We start from the raw sequence: 26,009 nt of genomic DNA on the forward strand, positions 1-26,009 counted from the left end.
CCGGTTCACGCCCGGTCGGCGCCCGCCCGGAGGACGTCGGTGAGGTGGGCGAAGACGACGACGTTGGCGGCGTACCCCTTCTTGGGGTCGAAGGCCCCGCCGCAGGTCAGCAGGCGCAGCTCGGGGCGGCCGGTGGACCCGTACACCTCCTCGTCGGGGAACTTCTCCTTGCCGTACGTCCGCACGCGGTCGACCGTGAAGACGGCCGTCAGCCCGTCCAGGCGGGTGACCCGGACGGTGTTGCCGCGCTTCAGCGAGTGGAGGTCGAGGAAGACGGCGGCCCCCGTGCGGGTGTCGCGGTGGCCGACGGCGACGGCCGTGCCCTTCTCGCCGGGCGTGGGCCCGCCGTCGTACCAGCCGACGAGGCGTGGGTCGTCGACCGGCGGGGAGCGCAGCCGGCCGGTGGCGTCCAGGCCGAGGCCGATGACGGGGGCCTCGATGGTGATGGCCGGGATGGCGAGCCGCGCGGCGGGCGACGGGCCGAGGGGGGCGGGCGGCGGTTTCGCGGTGGGCGTCGGTCGCGCGGTGGGCGCGGGCGGCGGGCGGACGGCCCGCGGCCCCGCCCCGCCCGCCGCCCCTGGCGCCGGCGCGGCCGGGGTCGTGGCCTGCTGCGGGGCCGCCACGGGTCGGAGGGCCCCGGACCGCGCGTCGTCCTGGGCCCACCAGACCCCGCCGGCGACCAGCGCCGCCGTCGCCGCCGCCGTCCTGGCGAGGCGGAGCAGGCGCCGCTGCCGGCGGGTGAACCGTGTGTGGCCGGGCCTACGCGGCGCCATCGGCGCGACGGCGACGACGGACGAGGATCAGCCCGGCGGTGCCCGCCAGGCCGGCCGCGAGCGCCGCTCCGACGCCGAACGCCGAACCCTCCTCCGGCGGCGCCTCCGCCATGCCGCCGCCGCCCGCGCCGACGGCGCCGCGCGGGGTCTCCTCCTCCCCGGTCGTGTCGGTGCCGTCGGGGCAGTCGACCTGGAACACCTTCGTCTTGCCGGCACCGGTGGCGCCCACGAACGTCCAGGTGAGCTTGTACATGCCGTCGGGGAGCGAGAGCTCGTCGGTGTGGCCGGTTCCGGTCGGGGAGAGGGTGATCGCGCCCTGGACGTTGGGGTCGCCGGCCTTCATGGGCTGCGGCGCGATGGTGTAGCCGACCTGCTGGAGCCCGTCGAAGTTGAACGCGGCGAGGTAGAAGCTGCAGACCTTGGGCTCGTTGCGCTGGTCGAGCGGCGAGGTGCTGTTGCTGTGGATCTTGACGTCGCCGTTGTCCCCGGGTGCGGCCACGGCGGCGGGCGCGCCGCCGAGGGCGGTGCCGGTGAGGACGAGTCCGGCGACGGCCGTGCGCAGGAGTGGTCGGGCTGCGGTCATGAGGGGTTCCTCCATGAGGGAGTCGGGCGGATCAACCGATAATCTGAATATCTGTTACCTCTCGGGCGTATCCGGCGTCACGGGCGGCGCGCCGACCCGGTTCGCCCGGTCGGCGCAATGGGCGGCGGCGGGCCGCACAGCCCCCCGCCGGGACCACGGCCGGTCGGCCCGCGCCGCACCGCCGGCCGACCGGGCCCCACCGTCCCGGCCGCCGGGCGGGCGCCACGAGGCGGGCCCGCGCGGCCCGGCCGTACGGCGAGGGGCACGGCCCTCGGGGAACCGCCCGGCCCGCCCGGTCGTCCCACTCCCCCGGCCACCGGACCCCCTGCCCCCCGTTGACGGCGGGGGTCGCGGAATCCTACGGTCATACAGAGGAATTCTTGAGCGGCAGGAGCGGGCGATGACCATGGGCGGCGCCGTACGGGCGGGGCAGACGGGCGGGCAGGCGGACCGACGGGTGGACCCGCCGGCGCGCGAGCGGGCCCGCAGGACGGCCGAGGGTCTGGAGTACCTCTCCGGCTTCGGCAACGAGCACCAGTCGGAGGCGGTCCCCGGCGCCCTGCCGCACGGCCGCAACTCGCCGCAGCGGGCCCCGCTCGGGCTGTACGCGGAGCAGCTGAGCGGCAGCGCCTTCACCGAGCCGCGGGTCCGCAACCGGCGGTCGTGGCTGTACCGGATCCGGCCGTCCGCCGCGCACCCGCCCTTCACCCGCGTCGACAACGGCGCGCTGCGCTCGGCGCCCTTCACGGAGACCGTCCCGGACCCGAACCGGCTGCGCTGGAACCCCCTCCCCGCGCCCGCGCCCGGCACGGACTGGCTGGCGGGCCTGTGGACCCTCGGCGGCAACGGCGACGTGACCCGGCGCACCGGCGTGGCCGTGCACCTCTACCACGCCGACACCTCCATGGAGCGGGTGTTCAGCGACGCCGACGGCGAGCTGCTGATCGTGCCCGAGCGCGGCGGCCTGCTGCTGCGCACCGAGTTCGGCGTCCTCGCCGCCCGCCCCGGCGAGGTGGCCCTCGTCCCGCGCGGGGTCCGCTTCCGCGTGGAGCTGCTCGACGACACCGCACGCGGCTACGTCTGCGAGAACTACGGCCGGCCCTTCGAGCTCCCCGACCTGGGCCCGATCGGCGCCAACGGCCTGGCGAACCCGCGCGACTTCCGCGCCCCGGTCGCCGCGTACGAGGACGTCGAGGGCGCGGTGGAGGTGGTGAACAAGTACTGCGGCAACCTCTGGGCCGCGACGTACGACCACTCCCCGCTGGACGTCGTCGCCTGGCACGGCAACCACGTCCCGTACGTCTACGACCTGCGTACCTTCAACGTCATCGGGACGATCTCCTACGACCACCCGGACCCGTCGATCTTCACCGTCCTCACCTCGCCGTCCGACACCCCCGGCCTGGCCGGGGTGGACTTCGTCGTCTTCGCGCCGCGCTGGCTGGTCGGCGAGGACACCTTCCGCCCGCCGTACTTCCACCGCAACGTCATGAGCGAGTACATGGGCCTTATCGAGGGCGCGTACGACGCCAAGGCCGAGGGCTTCGTACCGGGCGGCGGCTCACTGCACACGATGATGTCGGCGCACGGCCCCGACCGGGAGACGTTCGACCGCGCCAGCGCCGCCGAACTGGCGCCGCAGAGGATCGACGACGGCCTGGCCTTCATGTTCGAGACGCGCTGGCCGCTGACGACCACGGCCCAGGCGGCCGGGGCCGACCACCTGCAGCGGGGGTACGACGACGTGTGGCAGGGTCTGGAGCGCCACTTCCGCGCGTAGTACGTCACGTGGGTCGTACACCGCACCCAGCCCTCCGGAGATGCCGTGTCCGCCTTCGCCCCCGACTCCCTGGTCCTGAACCGCAAGCTGCCGCTGTGGTACCAGGTGTCCCAGTCCCTGCGCGCCTCGATACTGGGGCGCTCCCCGGACGCGTCGCTGCGCCTGCCCACCGAGGAGCAGCTGGCGGCGCACTACGGGGTGAGCGTGCTGACCATGCGGCAGGCGCTCAAGGAGCTGGAGGAGGAAGGGCTGATCAGCCGGCACCGGCGGCGCGGCACCTTCATCGAGCCGGGCGCCCGGCGCAGCGCCCCGCGCCGGCTGCTCGGCTCGATCGACGCGATCGTCGCGCAGCAGTCGGGTGAGCGGACGACGGTGCTCGGGCACGGTCCGCAGCCGGTCCCCGGCGAGCTGGCCGAGCACTTCCCGGACCTGCGGGAGGTCGTCACGTACCGGCGGCTGCGCCGGGACGCGGAGACGGGCGAGCCGACGAACTGGGCGGAGAACGCGGTCCGCCCGGAGGTCGCGGCCGCGATCGGCCTGGCCGACCTGGAGCGGTGGCCGATGACGAAGGTGCTGCGGGACGCGGTCGGGGTGCGGATCAGCCGGATCACGGACACGGTCGAGGCGCGGCTCGCGGACCCCGCGACGGCCGAGCTGCTCCAGGTGCCGTTGCTGTCGCCGATCCTGCACTACACGGGCGTGACGTACGACGAGGACGGCCGGGTGGTGGACGTGGCGCGCATCCGGTACCGGGGCGACCGGTTCTCCTTCACGGTCACCGTCGAGGCGGACTGAGCGGGGCCGTGGTGGCCGCCGGGCGGTGCACCGACGGCGGCGGCCGGGGCGCCGGGGCCGCAGCGCCCCGACGGCGCCCGGCGCGCCCGGTGTCGGCGGGGTCCCGAGGGTGGCCGGGGTGCCCGGGGTGGGCAGCGCCCCGACGGCGGCCGGGGTGCCCGGGACAGGCGGTTCACCGACGGCGGCCGGGGCGCGGAGCGGCCGGGGCGGCCGTCGGGGGCGTGCCCGGAGATCGCGGCGGCCCGGACCGGTCGGCGGGTGGCCGCCGCCACGGTGGAAGCGACGGGGCGCGGTCATTAGCATGCGCCCCGTGACGGATGACGTGCCCCTGCTCGACGACCTGATGCCCTGGTCGGTGGCGCCGCTGCGGCTGGGCCGGCCGTGGGTCGTCGCCCCGGACGCGCGGACGCTGCGGGCCCGGTGGGACGCGCTGGTCCGGGCCGGCGGCGACGAGCGGGAGACCCTGTTCCGGCCCAGCCGGGCCCGGACCCTCACGAGTGCGGTCGCCGCCCTGCCGGGGCAGCGGACGGGAACGGCGCGGTTCGCGCGGGAGACGGGCCCCTGCCCGGAGCCGGTGCGGCTCGCGCACGGGCCGTTCGACGAGCAGTGGCTGCTGCCCGACCACCGGCTGCTCGACGCGGCCCGTCCGGAGCTGTGGCGCGTGGCCGACGGGCGGCAGCTGTTCGCCGTCGAGCAGGGGTACGTGCCGCAGGCGCCGGGTCCGGCGCTGCTGGTGACGGCCGCGCTGCCGGACGGCCGCTCACCGGCGGGCCGTCCGGGCCGCATCAGGCCGTTGTACCGGCGGCCGGGCGGGCGCGAACCGAACGTCGCGCCCGGGCTGCTGGAGCTGCTGGGCGCGCGGTACGGCCGCGCGGTGGCCCCCGAGGAGCTGCCGGCCTGGGCGCTGGCCGCCGCCCGCCCCTCCCCCGGCGGGTGCACCGTGCCGCTGCCCGCCGACGCGGCCGTCTGGGCGGCCGGTGTGGCGCTGGGCCGCCGCATGGCGGAGGTGCAGTCGCGCGGCGCCCGCGGCGGCGCGCGCCCGCGGCTGCCGGGTGGGCGGCGCCCCTACGTGCGGGCCGCGCTGCCGGAGCGGCCGCGGGGGCTCGTGTACGACGCGGAGGGCGAGGCGCTGCTCGTCGGCGACGGGGGCCGGATCGCGCCCGTGCCGGCCGGGGCGTGGGAGTACCGGGTGGGCGGGGGGCGGGTGCTGGAGCTGTGGTTCGCGCACCGCACCGCTCCCGCCGAGCCGGGCACGCTGGAGGCGATCGGCCCCGCCGCGTGGCCCCCGGAGTGGACGTCGGAGCTGCTGGAGCTGATCACGGTGCTGGCCCTCCAGTCGGAGCTGGAGGCGGAGCGCCCGGACCTGTCCGGGATGGAGCCGGTGACCCGCGCCGACCTGCGCGCGGCCGGTGTCCTGCCCGTCCCGGACGCGGCCCGCCGCCCGGCCTCGGTCCTGGACCGGACGGAGGAGGGCCCCGAGGGGCAACTCGCCCTGCTGTAGCTAGCCGAAGGAGTCCAGCAGCCGCCGCAGGGCGCGGTCGAAGGCGCCGTCGGGGTCCTCGGGCGCCGGCGCCCCGGCGAGCAGCTCGGCGAGGCGCGGGTACGCCCCGCCCGCCACCTGCCGGGCGAGGTAGGCGGCGCGGGCGGCCTGTTCCTGCTCCGCCGACCACGGCAGGGCGCGCGTGCGCTCGGCCAGGGCGAGCTCGTTCGCGACGGTCATCATGGCCGTGCCGTTGACCATCGCGATCAGCTCCATCTTGGTGCCGCCCGGCGCGTCGAGCGGGGCCAGGCAGCCGAGGCAGAACTCCAGGTAGCGCAGGGCGTTGGGGCTGGAGCCGTACACCGTCGACATCACGCGGATCAGCCAGGGGTGCCGGTACAGGATGGCCCGGGTCTGCCGGCCCAGCCCGAGCATGTCGGCCTTCCAGTCGCCGCTGGGCTCGTCGGTCAGCTCGTACTCGCCGCTCACCGCGTCGACCATCAGCTCGTACAGGTCCGCCTTGCCGGTCACGTAGTTGTAGAGCGACATGGTGCCGCAGCCGAGCTCGCCGGCCACGCGCCGCATCGACACGCCGTCGATCCCGTCGGCGTCCGCGATCCGGACCGCCGCCGCCGCGATGTCCGCCCGGCTGTGGGCCGGTCGGGGACCCCGGCCCGTGCGCTCGGGGCGTGCCCAGATCACTTCGGGTACGGCCGCTCGGCCCGCCATCGATCATCACCTCGCCCCCCATCGTAGTTACGTACACCGTACGTAGTGCGGTACGGTCTCCCCATGACAACTACGTACGCCGTACTTAGTGAGGGTCTGGAGAAGCGCTACGGGGACGTCCACGCCCTGCGCGGCCTCGACCTCGCCGTCCGGGAGGGCAGCGTCTGCGGGATCCTCGGGCCCAACGGCGCCGGCAAGACCACCGCCGTACGGGTCCTGACCACGCTGACGGCCCCCGACTCCGGCAGCGCCCGGGTCGCGGGCCACGACGTGGTGCGCGACCCCGCCGCCGTGCGCCGCCGCATCGGCGTCACGGGCCAGTACGCCTCCGTCGACGGGGACCTCACGGGCCGCGAGAACCTCCGCCTCTTCGCCCGGGTGCTGCGGGCGGGCCGCGCCCGCGCCGACGAGCTGCTGGAGGAGTTCGGCCTGACCGGCGCGGCCGACCGGCCCGCGCGCACCTACTCCGGCGGCATGCGCCGGCGCCTGGACCTGGCCGCGAGCCTGCTCGTCCGGCCCGACGTCCTCTTCCTGGACGAGCCGACCACCGGCCTCGACCCGCGCAGCCGGAACGCCATTCGGGACGCCGTACGGGGGTTGGCGTCCCGGGGCACGACCGTGCTGCTCACCACCCAGTACCTGGAGGAGGCCGACCAGTTGGCCGACGACATCGTGCTCGTCGACGGGGGCCGGGCCGCGCACAGCGGCACACCGGCCGGACTCAAGGCGATGATCGGCAGCTACGCGGAGGTGGTCCTCGCCGACCCGTCCGGGCTGCACGCCGCCGCGGCCGTCCTCGACCGGCTGACCGGCTCCGAGCCCGTCCTCGACGGGGAGGCCCGCACCGTCGGGGCCGTCACCACGGACCCGACGCTCACCCTCCCGCGCGTCGTGCGCGAACTCGACGCGGCGGGCGTGCTGATCGTGGACGCCGCGCTGCGCCCGCCCACACTGGACGAGGTGTTCCTGCGCCTCACCGCCCGCGAGGGGGTCGCCGCGTGAGCGCGCTCCTGCACGACGGGGGCGCCGTCCTCGGCCGCCACCTCCAGCGGATCCGGCACGCCCCGGCGATGCTGGTGATGACGCAGACGATGCCGATCGTCTTCCTGCTCTTCTTCGGTTACGTCTTCGGCGGCGCGCTGGCCGTGCCGGGTGCCGAGTACCGCGCCTTCCTGGTGCCGGGGATGCTGGTCGCCACGGCCGCGAACGGCATCATGACCGGCATGTTCACCGCGGCCCAGGACTCCCACCGGGGCGTGATGGACCGCTTCCGCACGCTGCCGATGAGCCGGGCGGCGGTGCCCCTGGGTCAGGCGGCGGCCGACCTCGTGACCACGGCCGTCGGGCTGGTGCCGCTGCTCCTCGTGGGTCTCGCGATGGGCTGGCGGATCGAGGGCGGCCCCTGGGAGGCCGCCGGCGCCTTCGGGGTGCTGCTGCTGTTCCGGTTCGCGGCCGCATGGGTCGGGATCCTGCTGGGGCTCGCGTCGCGCAGCGAGGAGGCGGCCGGGCAACTGGGCAGCGCCACCTTCATGCTGCCGCTGTTGTCGAACGCGTACATCCCCGCCGACGGCATGCCGGGGTGGCTGCGCACGGTCGCCGAGTGGAACCCGATCTCGGCCGTCGCCACGGCGGTACGGCACTTGTGCGGCAACGCGCCCGTCCCCGCGGACGCGGCGTGGCCGGTCGCCCACCCCGTGGCGGGCGCCCTCGCCTGGTCGCTGCTGGTCATCGCGGTCTGCGCGCCGCTCGCGGTACGCCGCTACGCCCACCCGAAGGGGTGACAAAGGTGGTCCGTACACGGTAGGCACGGCTGTCATGAGCACCCACCAGCGGCCCCGGCCGCTCCCCCTGCCGCTCGACGGCGTCACGGTCGTCGCCGTCGAGCAGGCGGTGTCGGCGCCCTTCGCCACCCGTCAGCTCGCCGACCTCGGCGCCCGGGTCATCAAGGTCGAGCGGCCGGACGGCGGCGACTTCGCGCGCGGCTACGACACCGCCGCGCGCGGACTCGCCTCCCACTTCGTCTGGTGCAACCGCGGCAAGGAGTCCCTCGCCGTCGACCTGAAGGACCCGCGCGGCATCGCCCTCGTGCGCCGACTCGTGGCGCGGGCCGACGTGTTCGTGCAGAACCTGGCGCAGGGCGCGGCGGCGCGCCTGGGGCTGGACGCGGCGACGCTCTGCGCGGCCCACCCGCGCCTGGTGGCGGTCGACGTCTCCGGGTACGGCGCGGGCGGCCCGTACGCGCACAAGCGGGCGTACGACATGCTCGTGCAGTGCGAGGCGGGGCTCGTGTCGGTGACGGGCACGCCGGAGCAGCCGGTGAAGGCGGGCGTCCCCGCGGCCGACATCGCGGCGGGGATGTACGCGTTCTCTGGGGTGCTGGCGGCGCTGCTGCGGCGGGCGACGACGGGGCTCGGCGGGCCGGTGGAGATCTCGATGCTGGAGTCGCTGGCCGAGTGGATGGGCCATCCGCTGCACCACGGGATGCACGGGGGTGAGGCCCCGGCGCGCACGGGGGTCGCGCACGCCGTCATCGCCCCGTACGACGCCTATCCGACGGCGGACGGCGGGCAGGTGCTGCTGTCGGTGCAGAACGACCGGGAGTGGCGCCGGCTGGCGGGCGGGGTACTGGGCCGCCCGGAGCTGGGCGACGACCCGGCGTTCGCGACGAACGGGGCCCGGGTGGCGAACCGGGAGCGGACCGACGCGGTGGTGGGCGGGGCGCTGGCCGCGCTGGACACGGCGGAGGCGGTGGAGCGGCTGGAGGCGGCGGGCATCGCCTGCGCGCGGCTCAACACGGTGGCCGACGTGGTGGCGCACCCGCAGCTCGCGGCGCGGGACCGGTGGCGGGAGGTCGAGTCGGCGGTGGGTCCGCTGCGGGCGCTGCTGCCGCCGATCACCCTGCCGGGCGGGCCGGAACCGCTGATGGGAGCGGTACCCGCGCTGGGCGAGCACACGGACGCCGTCCTGGGCGAACTCGGGCTGGACGAGCCGGAGCGTGCGCGGCTGCGCCGGGACGGCGTGGTCGCGTGACGCGGCGGTGACGCGGGCCGGGGCCGGCGGGCGGGGGACGGCCCCCCGGGGGAGCTGCCGGGTCGGGCCCCCGCCGTGGCGCCCGACGGGCGGGGCCGGTACCGGTCCCCCGCCCGTCTCAGCCGTGGTTGCCGAAGAGGGAGCGGCGCAGCCGGCGCAGCGGCGCGAAGAGCGAGACCCGGGCGCCCCGGCTGCGGTGACTGTGCGCAACATCACGCGCCGTCAGCTCGCGCATGAGCAAGGTGGCCTCGGCGGCCTCGCGCTGCGGGATGGCCGGACCTCCCAGAACCGCGAGGTGGCGGTCGAGGCGCGAACTCGTCGCGCTGCTCCCGCAGGTGATGGCAGGCACGCGTGGCCTGCTGCGCACTGTTATCTGATCCATGACACTCCCCACCCGTACAAGGGCACCCGGCCCGGGCCAACGTTAACCCTATCGTCCCCACCTCGCAGTCGTGTATCCCGGTACGGGGATTCGCGGCTCGGATACGGGCGTTGACGGTCACGCTCCGAATATGTCTGGTTCCACGGCGAGTTGGACAGCCTCCTGGTGTCCGCCGACGACGTGGAAGGAGGCCGCCGTGAGTCAAGAAGCCTACGGGGCAAGGCTGGTGGGCGGGCGGTACCGGCTGGCCGACCCGCTGCGCGAGGACGGCGCGGGCGTGGTGTGGCGGGCCCGTGACGAGGTGCGGGGCCACGACGTCGCCGTGCGTGAGGTGCGCCTGCCGCGCGGGGCGGGGGACGCCGGCGGGGGACGGGCGGCGGAGGGCGTGGAGCGGGACGCGCGGGAGGCGACCCGGGTCGCGCACCCGAACGCGGTCGCCGTGTTCGACGTCGTGGTGGAGGACGGCCGGCCCTGGCTCGTGACGGAGCTGGTGCGGGGGCTGACGCTGGCCGAGACGCTGGAGGCGGAGGGGCCGTTGCCGCCGCACCGGGCGGCGCGCGTCGGCGCGGAGGTGCTGGAGGCGCTGCGCGCGGCGCACGCGGCGGGCGTGCCGCACGGCGCGGTGGCGCCGGGCGCCGTACTGCTGGGCAACGACGGCCGGGTGGCCCTGACGGACTTCGGGACCGCGCCGGCCGCGGGTCCGGGCGGCGGGCCGGGGTACCGGGCGCCCGAGTGCGGGCCGGGAGGGACCGCCACGCCCGCGGGCGACCTGTGGTCGCTGGGGGCGCTGCTGTACGCGGCGGTGGAGGGCCGCCCGCCGGCGGGCGGCGACGCGACCGGCGCGGCCGGCGGGAGCGGTGCGCAGGGTGCGGGCGGCGCGGACGGGCCGCTGTCGTCGCGCGGGGCGGGCGGCCTCGCCCCGGTGGTCGGGGCGCTGCTGCGCCGGGACCCGGCCGTGCGCCCGTCGGCGGAGGAGGCGGCGCGGCTGCTGGACGCGGCGGGCGCGGGCGGCCCGGCCCGTACCGTACGGGCGTCGGGGCACCGCCCCGGGCGGCACGGGGAGGAGGGGGCCGGACGCGCGCGACGGCCCGACGGGGACGACCCGGCGGGCGGCGCGGGGCCGGACGCGGGCCGGGGACCGGGGCCGGAGCTGACGGGCGGACCGGCGGGGGGCGGGGGCGGTGCGGAGGTGCCGGGGCGGCGGGCCTCGGTGGCCGTGAGCGCGGTGGGGCTGGTGGTGGTCGTCGTCGGACTGGTCGTGGCCGGGCTGGTGTACGTCGCCCTGCGGTAGGGCGGAGGCGGTCGCGGCCGGGCCGGACGGAACCGGGCGGGGCGGAGCGGGGCGGACGAGAACGGGTCGGGGCGGGGCTGGTCGGGACGGGATGGGGCGGGCGGGCGGGCGGGGGAGCCGACGCGCGGGCCGGGCCGGACCGCGCCGGCACGGCCGGGCACGCGGACCGGACGGCGCGGGAACGGAAGCGGCCCCCGACGCGCGGGCCGGACGGTACCGGCGGGGACGGGCGCGCGGCCGGAGGGCCGCACGCTCCGGACGGCGCGCGGGCCGGATCCGGGCGCGGTGGCCCGGACCCGGTCCGCGCGCGGGGCGGGTCAGACGGCGTTGCGGAAGGCCGGCAGGTAGCCACCCGACTGCCCGCCGGCCGTCGGGTGGTACGACTCTCCGATGTTCACCCAGTTGACGCTGTGGAGCCAGGGGGCGCCGGAGCAGATCTCGTGGCCGGTGAAGGTCGGCACGACGTCTCCGAAGGTGAAGCCGTGGTCGGCGGCGCGCTTGGCGGTGGCCGTGTTGAGGTGGTCGGCGGCGCCGTTGATGGCACGGCGCTCGTTCTCGGTGAGCCCCGCCACGCAGGACCCGCCGAGCTTGTAGAAGCGGGGGTAGCCGAGGACGACGACACGGGCGGACGGCGCCTTGGCCCGGATGGCGGAGTACACGGAGTCGAGGCGGCCGGGCAGGGTCGTGTCGACGAAGCGCTTCGCCTCGTCGACGCGCGCGACGCAGGTGGCCTCGGACTGCAGCACGCAGGTGGTCATCACGTCGGCGAAGCCGGCGTCGTTGCCTCCGATCGTGAGGGAGACGAGGTCCGTCCCGCTCGTGAGCGGACCGAGCTGATTCGCTGTCACATCACCCGTACGAGCGCCCGAGCAGGCGGTGAAGGCGAACGACGAGGGTGAGTTCGCGGCCGCCCAGAGGGCGGGGTAGGCCCGCGTGGTGCGCTTGCAGGAGCCGCTCGTGGCGTCGTAGGCGCCGGCTCCGACACCGGAGGAGTAGGAGTCGCCGAGGGCCACGTAGTCGACGGCGGCGGCCGAGGAGTCGGCCTGCGCGGCCCCCGCCCCGGTGAGGGTCAGTGCGGCTCCCAGGAGGAGCGAGGACACCAGGGCGGCGGAGCGGGACGTTTTCATGCAACCCCCTTCAGCAGGATCTCTGCCTGGACTGTGACAGTGCGCCGTGTCCATGCCAAGAGAAAACGCGGAAAACGCCGGGGAGTTCACCCGCTCGGGGAGGCGCGCGTCACCACGCCGGCGCACGCCGTACACCCCTGTGGCACGCGACCCGCCGGAGGGACGGCGGTGGCCTAAAGGCGGTGCGGTGGGCGCGGACGTGTCGGATCATGGCCCCATGTCAGCCAACCCTCAGGACGCCCTGCCGATCCGGCTCACCGTCGACGACAGCGACTCCCCGTCCGACGTCGTGGACGCGCTGTTCCTCGGCCGGTTCGCGACGGGAGAGCAGCCGCACTCGCGCAGCCGCAGCCTCGACCGCGTCAGGTCCGGGTCCACGCTGTTGCCGCCGGGTGCCACGGTGCTGCGCTCCGCCCGCGCCGACGACCGCAGCGCCGTCCTCGCCGAGGGCGACGGGTGGACGCTGCTGGTCTCGCGCTGGAACCGGGGCGCGGACGTCACGGTCACCGCGGTCGACGAGGCGCTCGCCGAACGGGTGCTCGCGGACGCCACGCGCGACGCCCAGGACGAGCCCGAACCGCGCCCGGACGACGTCGCCATGGGCTTTTGGTACCTGTCGCCCCGGCGCGGCCCGCACCGCACGACGCGGCAGATCGCCGCGGGCGCGTGGGACGAGGTGCGGCCCAACTACACCGCCCCGGTGGCGGACGCGCTGGACCGGCTGATGAAGGTCACGCCCGACGACGTCACCGGGCGGCTGCTGCTCCTGCACGGCCCGCCGGGCACGGGCAAGACCTCCGCCCTGCGCACGCTCGCCCGGTCCTGGCGGGACTGGTGCCAGGTGGACTGCGTCCTCGACCCGGAGCGGCTCTTCGGCGACACCGGCTACCTGATGGACATCGCGATCGGCGAGGACGACGGCACGGGCAAGGGCCGCTGGCGGCTGCTCCTGCTGGAGGACTGCGACGAGTTGATCCGCGGCGAGGCCAAGCACACCGCGGGCCAGGCCCTGTCGCGGCTGCTGAACCTGACGGACGGGCTGCTGGGGCAGGGGCGCAACGTCCTGGTCGGCGTCACCACCAACGAGGACCTGGAGCGGCTGCACCCCGCCGTGGTCCGGCCCGGACGGTGCCTGGCCCGCATCGAGGTCGGACCGCTGAGCCGGGCCGAGGCCGTGGGGTGGCTGGGGACCGAGGAGGGGGTCGGCCGGGACGGGGCCACCCTCGCCGAGCTGTACGCGCTGCGCCGCGGCACGTCCCCGACGGCCCTGCCGGAACCACGCTCCCGCGAGGCCGGGTTGTACCTGTAGGCGACGCCCGACGCCTGGCGCGCGCCCGCACGGCCGGCGCGCGGCTCGGACGGCCCGCACGGCTCCGCCCACGCGCGCCAGGGGCGGGGGACGCCAGGGGCGGGGGACGTCAGGGGCCCGGGGCCGCGGGGTCAGCCGCCGTAGCCGGCGCGCAGGGCCTCCGCCACCGCCGCCTGCGCCTCGGCCCGCGACAGGCCCAGCCGCCGGGCCTCCCGGACGTACGTGGCGGCCGCCGCGGCGGCGTGGCGCTCGGCGGCGTCGCCCGCGGCGGCGACGAACGTGCCGGCCCGGCCCCGGGTCTCGATCACCCCGTCGGCCTCCAGCGCGCGGTACGCCTTGGCGACGGTGTTCGCCGCCAGGCCCAGCTCCTGGGCGAGGCCGCGCACGGTCGGCAGCTTCGCGCCGACCGCGAGCCGACCGGTCCTGGCCTGCTCCGCGATCTGGGCGCGCAGTTGTTCGTACGGCGGGGTGGCCGTGTCCTGGTCGAGGGCGAGCTTCAGCGTCACGGGCCCGATTCTCCCCCACCCCGGCGACTCCTCCCCCACGCGGCGGGGGTTCCGCGGCGGGCCCGGCACCCACGACGAAGGCCACCGCCACCCGGCACCCCGTCTCCCGCGCGGCGGAAAACGGGAGGCGGCGCGGGCGGGGGCGCGCGTAGCGTCCCGGGCATGAGCGTGATCGTGCGTGAGTTCCGCCCCGAGGACGCGCCCGGGGTCACCCGGGTGCGCCGGGCCTGCGCGCCGTACGTGGTGACGACGCCCGCGTCGGTGCTGTTCGACGTCGTGGCCTCGCCACCCGCCCGCCGCTACCGCCTGCTGGTGGCCGAGCGGGACGGCGAGGCCGTCGGCTGGGCCGGCGCCGGCATCACCCACGAGAGCCCGGAGCCCGGGCAGGGGCACGTCTCCGCGGGGGTCCACCCGGACCACCGCGGGCGCGGGGTGGGAGGTCGGCTGCTGGCGGCCGCCGAGGAGCACCTGGTCGCCGCCGGGGCACGGGCCGCGCACACGTGGGTGGCGGACCGTCCGGAGTGCCGGTCGTTCGCGGAGCGGCGCGGTTACCTGTCCGCCCGCACCATGCGCTACCAGCTGCTGGACCTGGCCGCGGCCGCCCTGCCGGACCCCGCCGCGGCCCTGGCGCCTGGGGTGGAGCTGCGGACGGCGGCGGACTTCGCGGCCGACCCGCGCCCGCTGTTCGAGGCGGACGCCGAGGTGGTGGCGGACGAACCGACCGATGTGCCGGTGGTGTCGGACGACTACGCCGGCTGGCTCCGCGACACCTGGGGGGACCCGCTCCTCGACCAGCGGCTCAGCACGGTGGTGCTCGTGGACGGGGAGGTGGCGGCGTTCACCGCCGCCCACACCGACGGCGCCACCCGCTACGTCTCCGGGATGACCGGCACGCGCCGCGCCCACCGCGGCCGCGGCCTCGCCGCGCTCGCCAAGACGGACTCGCTGCGCCGGGCGCGCGCCGCCGGCTTCCGGTCGGCGTACACGAGCAACGACTCCACCAACGCCCCGATGCTGGCCGTCAACCGGCGGCTCGGCTACCGCGTCTGCGCCACGGAGGTCGGACATGTCCGCACGCTCGGTTGACGTCGTGCTCGTCAAGGCGGGCCGCACGAAGATCCGCTACCCGGCGGAGGTCCTCTCCGACGACGGCACGCTGCTGACGGTGCGCGCCGCGTGGGCGGGCGAGGGAGTGCGGGACTTCGGGTTCGTGCGGTTCGAGCCGGGCGACGTCTTCACGGAGCACTACGGGCGGGACCGGTGGTACTCCGTCAAGGAGGTCCGGGCCGCCGACGGCACGCTGAAGGGCTGGTACTGCGACATCACCCGGCCCGCCGAGGTGACCGCCGCCGAGGTGGTCGTCGAGGACCTGGACCTGGACCTGTGGGTGTCGGCGGACCGGACGCGGGTGCTGCGGCTGGACGAGGACGAGTTCGCCGCCAGCGGCCTCGCCGACCGCGACCCCGCCGCCGCGGCCCGCGCGGCGCGGGCCCTGGACGCCCTGGAGGCCATGGCCCGTCAGGGCAGCGCCTTGCGGTAGTGGACGCGGTCGTAGGGGCCGTCGGCACGGCGCTCCACGACCTCGTAGCCGTACCGCTCGTACATCGCCTGGTTCTCCCACATCATGGCGTTCGTCAGCAGCCGCACCTCGGGGCGGCCCAGGGCGCGGGCACGGTCCTCGACGAAGGCGAGGAGGAGGCGGCCGAGGCCCGTGCCCCGGGCGTCGGGGTGGACGGCGACGCTGTCGAGGTACAGGTGGTCGGGTTCGGTCCGCACGACGACCAGCCCCCGGACCGGTGCGCCGGTGACGAACACCCGCCCCGCCGCCACGTCCGCCGCGTGGTCCGCCTCCATCGGCGCCGGGACGACACCGATCCGGGCGATGTAGTGGCGGTAGGCGGCATCGGTGACGTCCCGTACGGCGGGGACGTCGGTGGGGTCGGCGGGGCGAACGGCGTCGGTCACGACGTCAGGTTACGGCGGCGGGCGAGTGCCCTGCTGATCAGGGGCCAGGTCAGCAGCAGCGCGACGACGCAGTAGACGGTGACGGAGAACGGCGTGTCGACGAGGCCCGTGAGGCTGCCGTCGCTGATCTGGAGGGCGCGGCGCAGCTGCTGTTCGGCGGCCGGCCCGAGGATGACGCCGATGACGGCGGGCAGCACCGGCAGGCCGTAACGCCGCATGCCGAAGCCGATCAGGCCGATGACGAGCAGCACCACCAGGTCGAGGGCCTCCCCGCCGACCGCGTAGGCGCCGACGGAGGCGAAGAAGAGGATGCCCGCGTACAGGTAGGGGCGGGGGATGCGCAGGAGCCTCGCCCACAGCGGGGCCAGCGGCAGGTTCAGCGCGAGCAGGAGCACCATGCCGACGAAGAGGGAGGCGATCAGCCCCCACACCAGCTGCGGTTCGCGTTCGAAGAGCAGCGGCCCGGGCTGGATGCCGTACTGCTGGAACGCCGCGAGCATGACGGCGGCGACGGCCGTGGTGGGCAGGCCCAGCGTCAGCATCGAGACCAGGGTGCCGGCGGCCGACGCCGACGCGGCGGACTCCGGCCCGGCGACGCCCTCGATGGCGCCGCGCCCGAACTCGTCGCGGTGGCGGGAGAGCCGCTTCTCGGTGACGTACGACAGGAAGGTGGGGATCTCGGCGCCGCCGGCGGGTATGGCGCCGAACGGGAAGCCGATGAGGGGGCCGCGCAGCCACGGCTTCCAGGTGCGGCGCAGGTCGGAGCGGGCGAGCCAGGGCCGGCCGACGGGCAGGGCGTCGGCGGTGCCGCGGCGCAGGTGGGCGGCGACCCAGAGGGCCTCGCCGATGGCGAAGAGGCCGACCGCCACGATGACGACGTCGATGCCGTCGGCGAGTTGGAGGGAGCCGAAGGTGAGCCGGGGCCGGCCGGTCATCCGGTCCAGGCCGACGAGGCCGATGCTGAGCCCGACCAGCAGGGAGGCCAGCCCCCGGATGCGGGAGGAGCCGAGGACGGACGTGACGGCGATGAAGGCCAGCACCATGATCGCGAAGTAGTCGGGCGCGCCGATGTCGACGGCGAGCGCGGCGACGGCCGGGGCGAGCGCGACCAGCAGGACGGTGCCGATCATGCCGCCGGCGAAGTGGCCGCCGGCCGCGGCGGCGAGGGCCTGGGCGCCGCGGCCGGACTTCGCCATGGGGTTGCCCTCGATGGCGGCGACCACGGCGGCGCTCTCGCCGGGGGTGTTCAGCAGGATCGACGTGGTGGAGCCGCCGAACATGGCGCCGTAGTAGATGCCGGCGAACATGATGAACGCGCCGGTCGGCTCCAGGCCGTAGGTGACGGGCAGGAGCAGGGCGACGGCCATGGCGGGACCGATGCCGGGCAGGACGCCGATGGCGGTGCCGAGGAGGACCCCGACCGCCGCCCACAGCAGGTTGAGGGGGGTGAGGGCGGTGCCGAAGCCGTCGACGAGGGAGTTCAGGGAATCCATCAGATCACTCCCATGAGGGGGCCGCCGGGGAGCGGGACGCCGAGCAGGTGGTCGAAGACGACGTAGGTGACGAGGGAGAGCACGGCCGCGACGAGCGGGTCGCGGTCGGTGCGGCGGCTGCCGAGGGCGTACGCGGAGCCCCAGAAGAGGAGCGCGCCGGAGATCGGGAAGCCGAGCGGTTCGATGAGGACGGCGTTGCCGAGGAACACGCCGACGAGCAGCAGCACCGTGCGCGCGTCGCCGGGTTCGGACAGGTCGACGTCCTCGCCGCCCTCGGCCTCGCCGCGCCCGCCGCGCAGGACGTCGACGGTGAGGAGGACGGCCACGAGGACCAGTCCGGCGCCGACCACGAGGGGCACGGTGCGGGGGCCGACGGGGCCGCGCTGGGAGATGTCGACGCTCATGGTGAGGGCGTCGGTGAGGACGAGGACGCCGAGGAGCAGCAGCAGGACGCCGACGCCGAGCTCGGAGTGGTCGCGCAGCCAGGCGCGGCGGCTCCGCACGGCGGGGGCGCCGCCGTCGGACCCGGGGGCGCCGCCCCGCGGGCCGGGGGTGCCGCCGTGGGGCCCGGGGGTGCCGTGCGGGGCGGGGCCGCCCGGCCGGGAGGTGGGGGTGCTCACAGTCCGAGCTCCTTCAGTACGTCGGCGACGCGCTGGTCCTGCCGCTCCAGGAACGTGCCGAAGGCGTCCCCGGCGAGGAACGCGTCCGTCCAGCCGTTCTCCTCCAGCGACCGGCGCCACTGCGGCGAGGCGTGCAGGGCGGTGACGAGGGCGACGAGCCGGTCGCGTTCGGCTTCGGTCAGTCCCGGCGGGGCGACGATGCCGCGCCAGTTGGTGAACTCGGTGTCGAGCCCGGACTCGCGGAGGGTGGGGGCGTCGAGACCGGGGACCCGCTCGGCGCCGGTGACGGCCAGGACCCGGAGCTCGCCCGCCTGGATCTGGTCGAGGTACTCGCCGACGCCGGAGACGCCGAAGGCGACCTTGTCGCCGAGGATCGAGGCGAGGAGCTCGCCGCCGCCGTCGAAGGGCACGTAGTTGACCGACCGGGGGGCGATCCCGGCGGCCTGCGCCATGAGCATCGGTGCGAGGTGGTCGGGGCCGCCGGGCGACGAGCCGCCGCCGACGGGCAGCTTGCCGGGGTTCGCCCGCCAGGCGGCGAGGAGGTCGCGGAGGGTCCGGTACGGGGAGTCCTTGGACACCACGACGATGTCCTGCTCCTCGGTGAGCCGGGCGATGGGCGTGGTGTCGGCGAGGGTCCTGGGGGCCTTGTTGGTGTGGACGGCCCCGACGACGCCGAGCCCCATCGACATGGCGATCCGGCCGTTGCCGTGTTCGCCGACGAGGTGGGCCAGGCCGACGGTGCCGCCGGCTCCGGGCAGGTTGAAGACCTCGACGTCGCGGGTCAGCCCGGCGTCCTCGGCGTTCCTGGCCGCGGTGCGCGCGGTGATGTCGTAGCCGCCGCCGGGGGTGTTGGGGACCATGAGCCGCAGGCCGGGGATGTGGGTGCCGGTCTCGGAGCCGCTGCCGGGTTCGAGCAGCGGCGGCCCCACGAGCACCAGCAGCGCCGCCCCGAGCAGGGCGAGGGGAGTGCGCAGTCGCACGGGTGCCGCCTTTCGGTCTGGGTTTTCCGGGGAGTGCGCCACATGTTGCCCACGCGTGAACGAGATGTCTCCGTTCCGCAACCAACGGACGTTGTGGTCCTTGTGGTCGCGGCCTACCGTTCTCCCGTGACGAGGGTGCTGGTGGTGGACGACGACTTCATGGTCGCCAAGCTGCACGGCCGCTACGTGTCCGCGGTGGACGGCTTCGAGGTCGCCGGGGTGGCGCACAGCGGCGCCGACGCGCTGCGCGCCGCCCGGGAGCTGCGCCCCGACCTCCTGCTGCTCGACGTGTACCTGCCCGACATGGACGGCATCGAGGTGCTGCGGGCCGTACGGGCGGAGGAGGAGCGCGCGGGGCGGGGTACCGCCCACGCGGACGCGCTGTTCATCACGGCGGCCCGGGACGCGGCCACGGTCCGCTCGGCCCTGCGGGCGGGTGCGCTGCACTACCTGATCAAGCCGTTCAGCCAGGCGGCGCTGCGCGAGCAGCTGCTGCACGCCGCGTCGGTCCGCACCCGCCTCGCGGCGCTGGACGAGGCGCGACAGGAGGACGTCGACCGGATCTTCGGCACCCGGCCGCGGGCGGCCCGGGAGCTGCCGAAGGGGTTGGCCGCGCACACGGCGGACCTGGTGGAGCGGGTCCTGCGGGCGCACCCGGCCGGGCTGTCCGCCTCGGAGTGCGCGGAGGCGGGCTCGCTGTCCCGGGTGAGTGCCCGCCGCTACCTGGAGTACTTCGCGGAGACGGGCCGCGCCGAGGTGGCCCTCCGCTACGGCGGCACGGGCCGCCCGGAGCGCCGCTACCGCCCCGTGGGCTGAGCCGCGCCCGGGCCGCGGCCGGGCTCCCGCCGTACCGTCGGCGTCCCCCGGCCCCCGGGCCCCCGGGCCCCCACGGGGCTTCCCCCACGGGTGGCCCGGTCCATGGCGGCGATCTTCCTGAGGGCCTCCTCAAGGCCACCTCAAGTGCGCCTCAAGGATCGGCCTGCACGGCGCTGAGCAGGCGTTTCCCTGTTCCGCGGGGGTTAGCGTGCTGCGCATCGGTGGCTGGTTCCGGCCGTCGGCGCTGTCGGGGGGCCGCGCCGCTGCCCGTCCCCGTCCGCCGGTCGCCCCGGGCCGTCCTCCGGGGCTCCCCGGGACCTGGCGGTGGCGGCCGGGCGGCAGGACCGGGCGGACCCGATCCGGTCGCGGATCAACCGTGGTCGGGTGTCCGCGTCCGCGACGCCCGACCGCCTCCCGACGGGCGGCGGTCGGGCAGCGGGACGCAGCGGGACTCCGCGGGGGAAGGCCCCTCCCGGTCGTACGCGGGTCAGCCGAGGACCGACGCGCAGGTGGTCGGTGTCGCGCGGGCCGGGTCGAGCGCGTTGGCGACCTCGTGGAACGCGACCCGGTCGACCAGCCCTATCGCCAGGTGCTCGGAGAGGTCGACGGGGCAGAGGTCCTGGAGGAGCACGTTGCGGACACCGGGCCCGTCGAGGAACTGGGAGCGGTACGGGGTGACGACCTGGTCGTACCGGGTGGCGATGACGGTGTAGCGGACCCCCGGGACGGTGTCGCCGCCCTCGTTGAGCCGGCGCAGGAAGGGTGAGCCGGCGATCTGGTCGGCGAGGGCGGGGGTCTTCTCGTTCAGCAGGTGGGCGGCGCCCGGGAAGTGCGGCAGGAGCGCGGTGAGGCCGAGCAGGGTGGTGCCGTGGTTGTCGGGGGCGAGGCCGACCAGGGCGTTCACCTCGGCGGCGCCGCCGAGGAACTTCAGGTAGTGGCGGGGCATCATGCCGCCCTGGGAGTGGCCGACCAGGTCGACCTCGGGGGCGCCGGTCGCGGCGAGGACGCCGTCGACGAAGGCGTCGAGCTGCCCGGCGGACTCGGCGACGGGGCCGAGGCCGTGGAAGAAGGGGACGCCGGGCAGCTGCCCGTAGTCGAGGGAGAAGACGCAGTAGCCGCGCCGCACCAGGTAGGGGGCGAGGCCGAGCCAGTTGTCGACGGAGTTGCCGAGCGTGCCGTGGACGAGGACGACGGGGCGCGGGTGCGCGGCGGAGGGCTTGCAGGCGTAGTCGTTCCAGCCTCGGTCGGTGGCGGTGGGGGCGGGGACGGCGGCCTGGGCCGCGCCGGCCGGGGCGAGGACCGCGGCGGCGGTCAGGAGGAGGGCGGCGGTCAGGGCTCTGAGCGCGCGGCGCAGGCGGGCGGGGGCGTGCGGGGGCAGCATCGGGTGGTCTCCTGGCGGCTGGAGGTGAAGGGCGGTGGCGGTACGCCCCGGCGGCCCGGACCACTGGCGGGGATGGCGCGGCGTGGGGGCCGCGCTCAGGCCAAGTTACGTACGGGTAGCGGCAGGAGGGAAGTTACGGGTCGGTAAAACCTGCCCGGGACCCCGCCGCCGCGCGGTATCGGGCCTCGCCCGGGAGGGCGGCCGCCGTCGCGGGGGCGCCGCATGAGGGCGGCCGCCGTACGAGGGGGACGGGCAGGAGGGCGGCCGCCGTCGCGGGGACATCGCGGGAGGGTGGCCGCCGTCGCCGAGAGGGGGCGGGCGGCGCCGGACCGCACCGCACGGCCGCCGCCGCGGGGGCTCAGGCCGCGAGCGAGCCGGGGATGATCGCGTCCGGACCGAACCGGGCCCTGGCGCGGTCCGCCACGGCCTCCAGCCGCCGGGCCTTGTCGTCGGTCGGGTCCAGGGAGAGCTGGTGCGCGGCCCGTTCGGCGGGGGCGAGGCCCTCGGCGCGCAGGGTGACGCCGCGCACCCTGGCCCGCTGCAGGGCCAGCCCGTCGTGGAGGGCGTACGCGACGGAGGTGAGCTCCGCGGAGTGCGCGGTCGGCTCACGCAGGGTGCGTTCGCGGGTGGTGGTGGAGCGGTCGGCGTACCGCACGGTGAGGGTGAGCGCGCGGCACACCTGACCGTCGGCCCGCATCCGGGCGCCCAGTTCCTGCGCGGCGGAGAGCAGGGCCCTGCGGTGCCGGTCTCGGTCGAGTTCGTCGTGCGGGAAGGAGCGTTCTGCGGCGACGGAGCGGGCCGCGGCGTTCGGGACGACCCGGGTGCGGTCGACGCCCCGCGCCCGCTCCCACAGGTCGCGCCCCGCCCGGGCGCCGACGATCCGCTGGACCACGGCGAGCGGGGCGTCGGCCACCCGGCCGGCGGTGTCGAGCCCGTACGAGCGGAGGGTGCGGGCGGTCGCCGGGCCGACCCCGTCCAGCGCGGCGGCGGGCAGGTCGCGCAGGAAGGCGGCCGGGTCGTCGACGACCAGGGTGGTGCCGGGCGCGGCCCGGCGCGCGGCCATGCGGGCGGTCCGGGGGCCCGGCCCGGCGCCGATGGCGCAGTCCACGCCGTACAGGGCGAGCGCCCGGACCCGGATGACGGCGGCGAGTTCGGCGGGGCCGCGGCCGAAGTACCGTACGGCGCCGCCCAGGTCGGCGAGGGCGGCGTCGGGCGGTTCGGCCTGGACGACGGGGGTGAACCCGCCGAGCAGCGCGAGGAGGTCCGGCAGGAGCGCCTCGTCCGCCGGCGCGAGCCCGAACCGTACGCACAGGACCGTCCCGGTCATCCCGCGCTCCCCTGGCTCTGGTGCCACAGCTTGCGGCCGGGCGCCGCCACGCCCTCGCCCGCGGGGCGCAGGTCGGCCCAGGGGTTCATGACGTAGCCGTTGGCCATCGTGATCCGGCGGCCGGTGTCCGCCGGGGCGGTGGCCGGGCCGGCGCCGGCCGGGCCACCGGCGGGCCCGGCGCCGGCCGGGTCGCCGGCGGGCGGCTCGGCCAGGCGGGCGGCGACCGCGTCCAGGCCGCCGTCGCGGCGCAGTTCGACGAGTTCGGCGAGGTTCCAGGCGGCCGAGCCGACCACGCTGAAGCTGCGCGGGCCGCGGCGCTGGACGACGCCGCGGACGAGCAGCAGCCAGGAGTGGAAGACCGTGTGGGCGCACCGCTCGTGGCTGTCGTCGAAGAAGGCCAGGTCGACCAGGCCGGTGCCGTCGTCGAGGGTGGTGAAGACGACCCGTTTGCCGGAGCGGATGGGCGGGGTCTGGGTGGCCGCCTTGGCGCCGGCGACCAGGATGGTCCGGCCGTGCGGGACGGTGGGCAGCCGCTGGGCGGTGACGACGCCGAGCTCCTCCAGGAAGGCCCGGTGGTCGGTCATCAGGTTGCGGGAGGCGTCCATGGACAGGACGCCCAGCTCGGCGCTGAGCCGTTCGGCGTCGGTCAGGTCGGGCAGCCCGACGGGGGCCGACCTGCGGCCACCGGCGAGCGGGAGCTGCTCGCCGTACGAGCCGCCGCCCCGCTGGGCGCGGTGGAGTTCGGCGAGGTGCAGCAGCAGGTCGCGGCGGTTGGCGCCGAACGCGTCGAGTCCGCCCACCTGGGCGAGCCGTTCGGCGACGGGACGGCTGGGCCGGGCGCGCTCCCAGAAGTCGAGCAGGGAGGCGTACGGCTGACCGGCCTCGATGCGGGTGGCCTCCGCCTCGCTGATGCCGTGGACGTCGAGGAGCGCGAGCCGCACCCCCCACGTACCGGGCGTACCGGACGCACCGGACGCGCGCCCCGCCGCCGAACCGGACACCAGTTCGATACGGTGGGCGACGCCGGACACGTTCACGTCCAGCGGCAGGACCGGCACCCCCTGCCGCCGCGCGTCGGCCAGCAGCAGCCGCTTGGGGTACATCCCCGGGTCGTGGGTGAGCAGCCCGGCGTAGAAGGCCGCCGGGTGGTGGGCCTTGAGCCACGCCGACTGGTAGGTCGGCACGGCGAAGGCCACCGCGTGCGCCTTGCAGAAGCCGTAGCTGCCGAACGCCTCGACGATCCCCCAGGTGCGCGCGACGACGTCCGCCCCGTACCCGCGCTCCGTCGCCCTGCGCTCGAACCAGACCCGGATGCGGGCCTGCGACTCGGGGTCGGAGAGGCCGCGGCGCACCGCGTCCGCCTCGTCCCGGCCGCAGCCGGTCATGATGTCGAGGATCTTGATGATCTGCTCGTGGAAGACGACGACCCCGTACGTCTCCTCCAGCGCCTCCGTCAGGTCCGGGTGCGGGTAGCGCGCCGGGGCCCTGCCGTGCCGGGCGGCGATGAAGGGGCGGACCATGTCGGCCGCGACCGGGCCGGGCCGGAACAGCGAGATGTCCACGACCAGGTCGTGGAAGGTCGCGGGCTGGAGCCGGCCGATCAGGTCGCGCTGCCCCGGCGACTCGATCTGGAAGCAGCCGAGCGTCTCGGCGGACCGGATGAGCCGGTACGTCGCGGGGTCGCCCGGCCTCACCTGCTCCGGGTCGTCGAGGTCCACCTCCTCGCCGGTGGTGCGCGCGATCTCGGCGACCGCGTGCGCCATCGCCGACTGCATCCGCACGCCGAGCACGTCGAGCTTGAGCAGGCCGAGCTCCTCCACGTCGTCCTTGTCGAACTGCGACATCGGGAAGCCCTCCCCGCTGGTCGGCACGACCGGGGTGCGGGAGAGCAGCGAGGCGTCGGAGAGCAGTACCCCGCACGGGTGCATGGCGACGCCGCACGGCAGCGCGTCCAGCGCCTCGACCAGCTCCCACAGCCTCCCGTACCGGTCCCGTTCGCCGGCCAGCCGGCGCAGCTCGGGCAGTTCGTCCAGGGCGGTGCGGGCGTCGCGGGCGCGGATGTGCGGGAACGACTTGGCGATCCGGTCGATGTCGGCCGGGTCCATGGACAGGGCGGCGCCCACGTCCCGCACGGCGTGGCGGACGCGGTAGGTCTCGGGCATGGCGACGGCGGCGACCCGCTCGGGGCCGAAGCGGTCGAGGATCGCCCGGTAGACCTCCAGGCGGCGGGCGGACTCCACGTCGACGTCGATGTCGGGCAGCGCGGGCCGCCGCACCGACAGGAACCGCTCCATCAGCAGGCCCTGTTCGACCGGGTCGGCGTGGGCGATGCCGAGCAGGTGGTTGACGAGGGACCCGGCGCCGGAGCCGCGCGCGGCGACCCGGATGCCCATGTCCCGCACGTCGTCGACGACCTGCGCGACGGTGAGGAAGTACGTGGCGAAGCCGAGCCGTTCGACGGTGCGCAGCTCGTCGTCCAGGCGGGCCCAGTACTCCCGCTTCCGGTCGTGGCCGCGCAGCACCATGCCGGCGGCGCAGCGGGAGCGCAGCACCCGGTCGGCGGTGCGGTGGGCGGCGCCGACCAGGTGGGGCTCGGGGAAGTGGACGGTGCCGATGCCGAGGTCCTCCTCCGGGTCGACGACGCACTCCTGCGCCGTCTCCTCGGTCAGGGCGAGCAGCCGGTGCGCCGCGTCGCGGCGCAGCCCGGCGGCCTCGGCGACGCGTTCGGCGACGGCGGCCATGGCGGCGGGGTCCTTGAGCCAGCGCTCGCCGCCGTCCAGGCCCCTGCGCGGGTCGACGGGGACGAGCCGGCGCGCGGCGTCGAGGACGTCGGCGACGGGGCCCTGCCCGGGGTCGGCGTACCGCACGGCGTTGCTGAGCACGGGCCGTACGCCGTGCTCGGCTGCGAGCCCCAGGGTGCGGGCGGCCTGCCGGAGCGAGCCGGGGCCGGTGCCGGAGCGGCCGAGGTGCACGACCTCCAGCCGCAGGGCGTCGCCGTACGCCTCGCGCCAGGGGGCGAGGAGCCGGGCGGCCCGGTCGGGGCGGCCCGCGGAGAGGGCCCGGCCGACGTCGGAGTCGGGGCCGAGCAGGACGGTCAGGTCGTCGCCGTGGTTGTCGGCCCAGGGCAGCAGTACGGGAGCGCCGGTCACCCGGGCCGCCGGGCCCCCGGCCGCCGCGTGGGCGGCGGTGACCAGCCGGCACAGGGCGGCCCAGCCGCGCCGGGAACGCGCCAGGAAGAGGGCGCGGGGCGCGGACTCGTCGACGAAGGCGCCCCCGCGCACGGGGGTGCGGCGGCGTTCGGTGGGCGACCCCGGGACGGCGCGCTCGGCGAGGGCGAGGTCCACTCCGAAGAGCGGGCGCACGCCCTCCTCGGCGCAGGCCCGGGCGAACCGCACGGTCCCGGCGACGGTGTCGCGGTCGGTGAGGGCGACGGCGTCCATGCCGCGCTCGGCGGCGCGGGCGGCCAGCCGCTCCGGATGGGAGGCCCCGTACCGCAGGGAGAAGCCGGAGACGGTGTGCAGGTGCGTGAACCGCGGCATCCGCACCTCCTGGATCGTTCCGAACCTCACCACCCCCCTGAGCACCACCATAGACCACGTTCGAACGAATGTACGACTCCGTTGGCGAGGGTCCCGGCCTTCC

24 protein-coding genes are annotated in these 26,009 nt (G+C 76.3%); 11 read left to right on the forward strand and 13 right to left on the reverse strand.

The annotated features are described in order from the left end of the window. Positions 1-5: 5 nt before the first annotated feature. Entirely contained in the window at positions 6-773 is a 768-nt protein-coding gene (locus ACF053_RS24525; RefSeq protein ID WP_391955921.1) for a class F sortase, read from the reverse strand. Beyond that, positions 760-1,356, reverse strand: a complete 597-nt coding sequence (locus tag ACF053_RS24530) for a hypothetical protein (protein ID WP_391955922.1) — start codon at positions 1,354-1,356, stop codon at positions 760-762. Before ACF053_RS24530 ends, ACF053_RS24525 begins: the two co-directional genes overlap by 14 nt. A gap of 406 nt (positions 1,357-1,762) precedes the next feature. On the opposite strand from ACF053_RS24530, the gene hmgA reads away from it, so the two are divergent. The 3 genes from hmgA (at position 1,763) to ACF053_RS24545 (ending at position 5,432) form a co-directional block, all read left to right on the forward strand. Beyond that, positions 1,763-3,136, forward strand: coding sequence for a homogentisate 1,2-dioxygenase (gene hmgA, locus ACF053_RS24535; RefSeq protein ID WP_391955986.1), 1,374 nt, complete (start codon positions 1,763-1,765; stop codon positions 3,134-3,136). Between the two features lie 45 nt (positions 3,137-3,181). After that, positions 3,182-3,931, forward strand: coding sequence for a GntR family transcriptional regulator (locus ACF053_RS24540; RefSeq protein WP_391955923.1), 750 nt, complete (start codon positions 3,182-3,184; stop codon positions 3,929-3,931). 301 nt (positions 3,932-4,232) lie between these two features. Continuing rightward, positions 4,233-5,432 carry a type ISP restriction/modification enzyme gene (locus tag ACF053_RS24545; protein ID WP_391955924.1) on the forward strand — a complete coding sequence of 400 codons (1,200 nt, stop codon included), beginning with the start codon at positions 4,233-4,235 and terminating at the stop codon, positions 5,430-5,432. Here the strand turns inward: ACF053_RS24545 and ACF053_RS24550 are convergent, their stop codons facing one another. After that, positions 5,433-6,140 (reverse strand): TetR/AcrR family transcriptional regulator, encoded by a 708-nt coding sequence (locus tag ACF053_RS24550; RefSeq protein WP_391955925.1) that lies wholly within the window; start codon positions 6,138-6,140, stop codon positions 5,433-5,435. Positions 6,141-6,203: 63 nt separating this feature from the next. Between ACF053_RS24550 and ACF053_RS24555 the strand changes: the two genes are divergently transcribed. From ACF053_RS24555 to ACF053_RS24565, 3 genes are read left to right on the forward strand one after another with little or no spacing between them, the layout of a single operon-like run. Continuing rightward, complete coding sequence (locus ACF053_RS24555; protein WP_391955926.1) at positions 6,204-7,142, forward strand: ATP-binding cassette domain-containing protein; 939 nt, start codon at positions 6,204-6,206, stop codon at positions 7,140-7,142. Beyond that, the gene (locus ACF053_RS24560) at positions 7,139-7,921 is read left to right on the forward strand and encodes an ABC transporter permease (RefSeq protein ID WP_391955927.1); all 783 of its coding nucleotides are present in this window, start codon (positions 7,139-7,141) and stop codon (positions 7,919-7,921) included. Before ACF053_RS24555 ends, ACF053_RS24560 begins: the two co-directional genes overlap by 4 nt. Before the next feature lie 34 nt (positions 7,922-7,955). After that, complete coding sequence (locus ACF053_RS24565) at positions 7,956-9,170, forward strand: CaiB/BaiF CoA transferase family protein (protein WP_391955928.1); 1,215 nt, start codon at positions 7,956-7,958, stop codon at positions 9,168-9,170. Between the two features lie 118 nt (positions 9,171-9,288). Here ACF053_RS24565 and ACF053_RS24570 read toward each other — a convergent pair whose 3' ends face one another. Further along, positions 9,289-9,552, reverse strand: a complete 264-nt coding sequence (locus tag ACF053_RS24570; RefSeq protein ID WP_079047556.1) for a hypothetical protein — start codon at positions 9,550-9,552, stop codon at positions 9,289-9,291. Positions 9,553-9,748: 196 nt separating this feature from the next. On the opposite strand from ACF053_RS24570, the gene ACF053_RS24575 reads away from it, so the two are divergent. Next, a complete protein-coding gene (locus ACF053_RS24575; RefSeq protein WP_391955929.1) occupies positions 9,749-10,843 on the forward strand; it encodes a serine/threonine-protein kinase in 1,095 nt (364 codons plus the stop codon). Positions 10,844-11,160: 317 nt separating this feature from the next. On the opposite strand, the gene ACF053_RS24580 is transcribed toward ACF053_RS24575, so the two are convergent. Beyond that, positions 11,161-11,970 carry an SGNH/GDSL hydrolase family protein gene (locus tag ACF053_RS24580; protein ID WP_391955930.1) on the reverse strand — a complete coding sequence of 270 codons (810 nt, stop codon included), beginning with the start codon at positions 11,968-11,970 and terminating at the stop codon, positions 11,161-11,163. A gap of 217 nt (positions 11,971-12,187) precedes the next feature. On the opposite strand from ACF053_RS24580, the gene ACF053_RS24585 reads away from it, so the two are divergent. Next, positions 12,188-13,279: a DUF5925 domain-containing protein gene (locus ACF053_RS24585; RefSeq protein ID WP_391955931.1), complete on the forward strand. Its 1,092-nt coding sequence runs from the start codon at positions 12,188-12,190 to the stop codon at positions 13,277-13,279. Positions 13,280-13,410: 131 nt separating this feature from the next. Here ACF053_RS24585 and ACF053_RS24590 read toward each other — a convergent pair whose 3' ends face one another. Beyond that, positions 13,411-13,785: a GntR family transcriptional regulator gene (locus ACF053_RS24590; RefSeq protein ID WP_391955932.1), complete on the reverse strand. Its 375-nt coding sequence runs from the start codon at positions 13,783-13,785 to the stop codon at positions 13,411-13,413. Positions 13,786-13,947: 162 nt separating this feature from the next. On the opposite strand from ACF053_RS24590, the gene ACF053_RS24595 reads away from it, so the two are divergent. Beyond that, positions 13,948-14,871: a GNAT family N-acetyltransferase gene (locus tag ACF053_RS24595; protein WP_391955933.1), complete on the forward strand. Its 924-nt coding sequence runs from the start codon at positions 13,948-13,950 to the stop codon at positions 14,869-14,871. Then, positions 14,852-15,325 (forward strand): DUF402 domain-containing protein, encoded by a 474-nt coding sequence (locus tag ACF053_RS24600; RefSeq protein ID WP_391955934.1) that lies wholly within the window; start codon positions 14,852-14,854, stop codon positions 15,323-15,325. Before ACF053_RS24595 ends, ACF053_RS24600 begins: the two co-directional genes overlap by 20 nt. On the opposite strand, the gene ACF053_RS24605 is transcribed toward ACF053_RS24600, so the two are convergent. From ACF053_RS24605 to ACF053_RS24620, 4 genes are all read right to left on the reverse strand, one after another. Continuing rightward, the gene (locus ACF053_RS24605) at positions 15,304-15,750 is read right to left on the reverse strand and encodes a GNAT family N-acetyltransferase (RefSeq protein WP_391955935.1); all 447 of its coding nucleotides are present in this window, start codon (positions 15,748-15,750) and stop codon (positions 15,304-15,306) included. The two genes, ACF053_RS24600 and ACF053_RS24605, sit on opposite strands and share 22 nt — an antisense overlap. Beyond that, positions 15,747-17,243 carry a tripartite tricarboxylate transporter permease gene (locus ACF053_RS24610; RefSeq protein ID WP_391955936.1) on the reverse strand — a complete coding sequence of 499 codons (1,497 nt, stop codon included), beginning with the start codon at positions 17,241-17,243 and terminating at the stop codon, positions 15,747-15,749. The genes ACF053_RS24605 and ACF053_RS24610 overlap by 4 nt, the downstream gene beginning before the upstream one ends. Further along, positions 17,243-17,746 (reverse strand): tripartite tricarboxylate transporter TctB family protein, encoded by a 504-nt coding sequence (locus ACF053_RS24615; protein WP_391955987.1) that lies wholly within the window; start codon positions 17,744-17,746, stop codon positions 17,243-17,245. Before ACF053_RS24615 ends, ACF053_RS24610 begins: the two co-directional genes overlap by 1 nt. 113 nt (positions 17,747-17,859) lie before the next feature. After that, positions 17,860-18,843 carry a Bug family tripartite tricarboxylate transporter substrate binding protein gene (locus ACF053_RS24620; RefSeq protein ID WP_391955937.1) on the reverse strand — a complete coding sequence of 328 codons (984 nt, stop codon included), beginning with the start codon at positions 18,841-18,843 and terminating at the stop codon, positions 17,860-17,862. A 126-nt stretch (positions 18,844-18,969) separates the two neighbouring features. On the opposite strand from ACF053_RS24620, the gene ACF053_RS24625 reads away from it, so the two are divergent. Then, a complete protein-coding gene (locus tag ACF053_RS24625; RefSeq protein WP_198549398.1) occupies positions 18,970-19,659 on the forward strand; it encodes a response regulator in 690 nt (229 codons plus the stop codon). A 487-nt stretch (positions 19,660-20,146) separates the two neighbouring features. Here ACF053_RS24625 and ACF053_RS24630 read toward each other — a convergent pair whose 3' ends face one another. The 3 genes from ACF053_RS24630 to ACF053_RS24640 form a co-directional block, all read right to left on the reverse strand. Further along, on the reverse strand, positions 20,147-21,040 hold the full coding sequence (locus ACF053_RS24630; RefSeq protein ID WP_391955938.1) for an esterase/lipase family protein: 894 nt from the start codon (positions 21,038-21,040) through the stop codon (positions 20,147-20,149). Between the two features lie 358 nt (positions 21,041-21,398). Next, a complete protein-coding gene (locus ACF053_RS24635) occupies positions 21,399-22,367 on the reverse strand; it encodes a DNA polymerase Y family protein (RefSeq protein ID WP_058943454.1) in 969 nt (322 codons plus the stop codon). After that, positions 22,364-25,906, reverse strand: a complete 3,543-nt coding sequence (locus ACF053_RS24640; RefSeq protein ID WP_391955988.1) for a DNA polymerase III subunit alpha — start codon at positions 25,904-25,906, stop codon at positions 22,364-22,366. Before ACF053_RS24640 ends, ACF053_RS24635 begins: the two co-directional genes overlap by 4 nt. Positions 25,907-26,009 lie beyond the last annotated feature (103 nt).

Source organism: Streptomyces kanasensis (assembly GCF_043077165.1).
Taxonomy (GTDB): domain Bacteria; phylum Actinomycetota; class Actinomycetes; order Streptomycetales; family Streptomycetaceae; genus Streptomyces; species Streptomyces changanensis.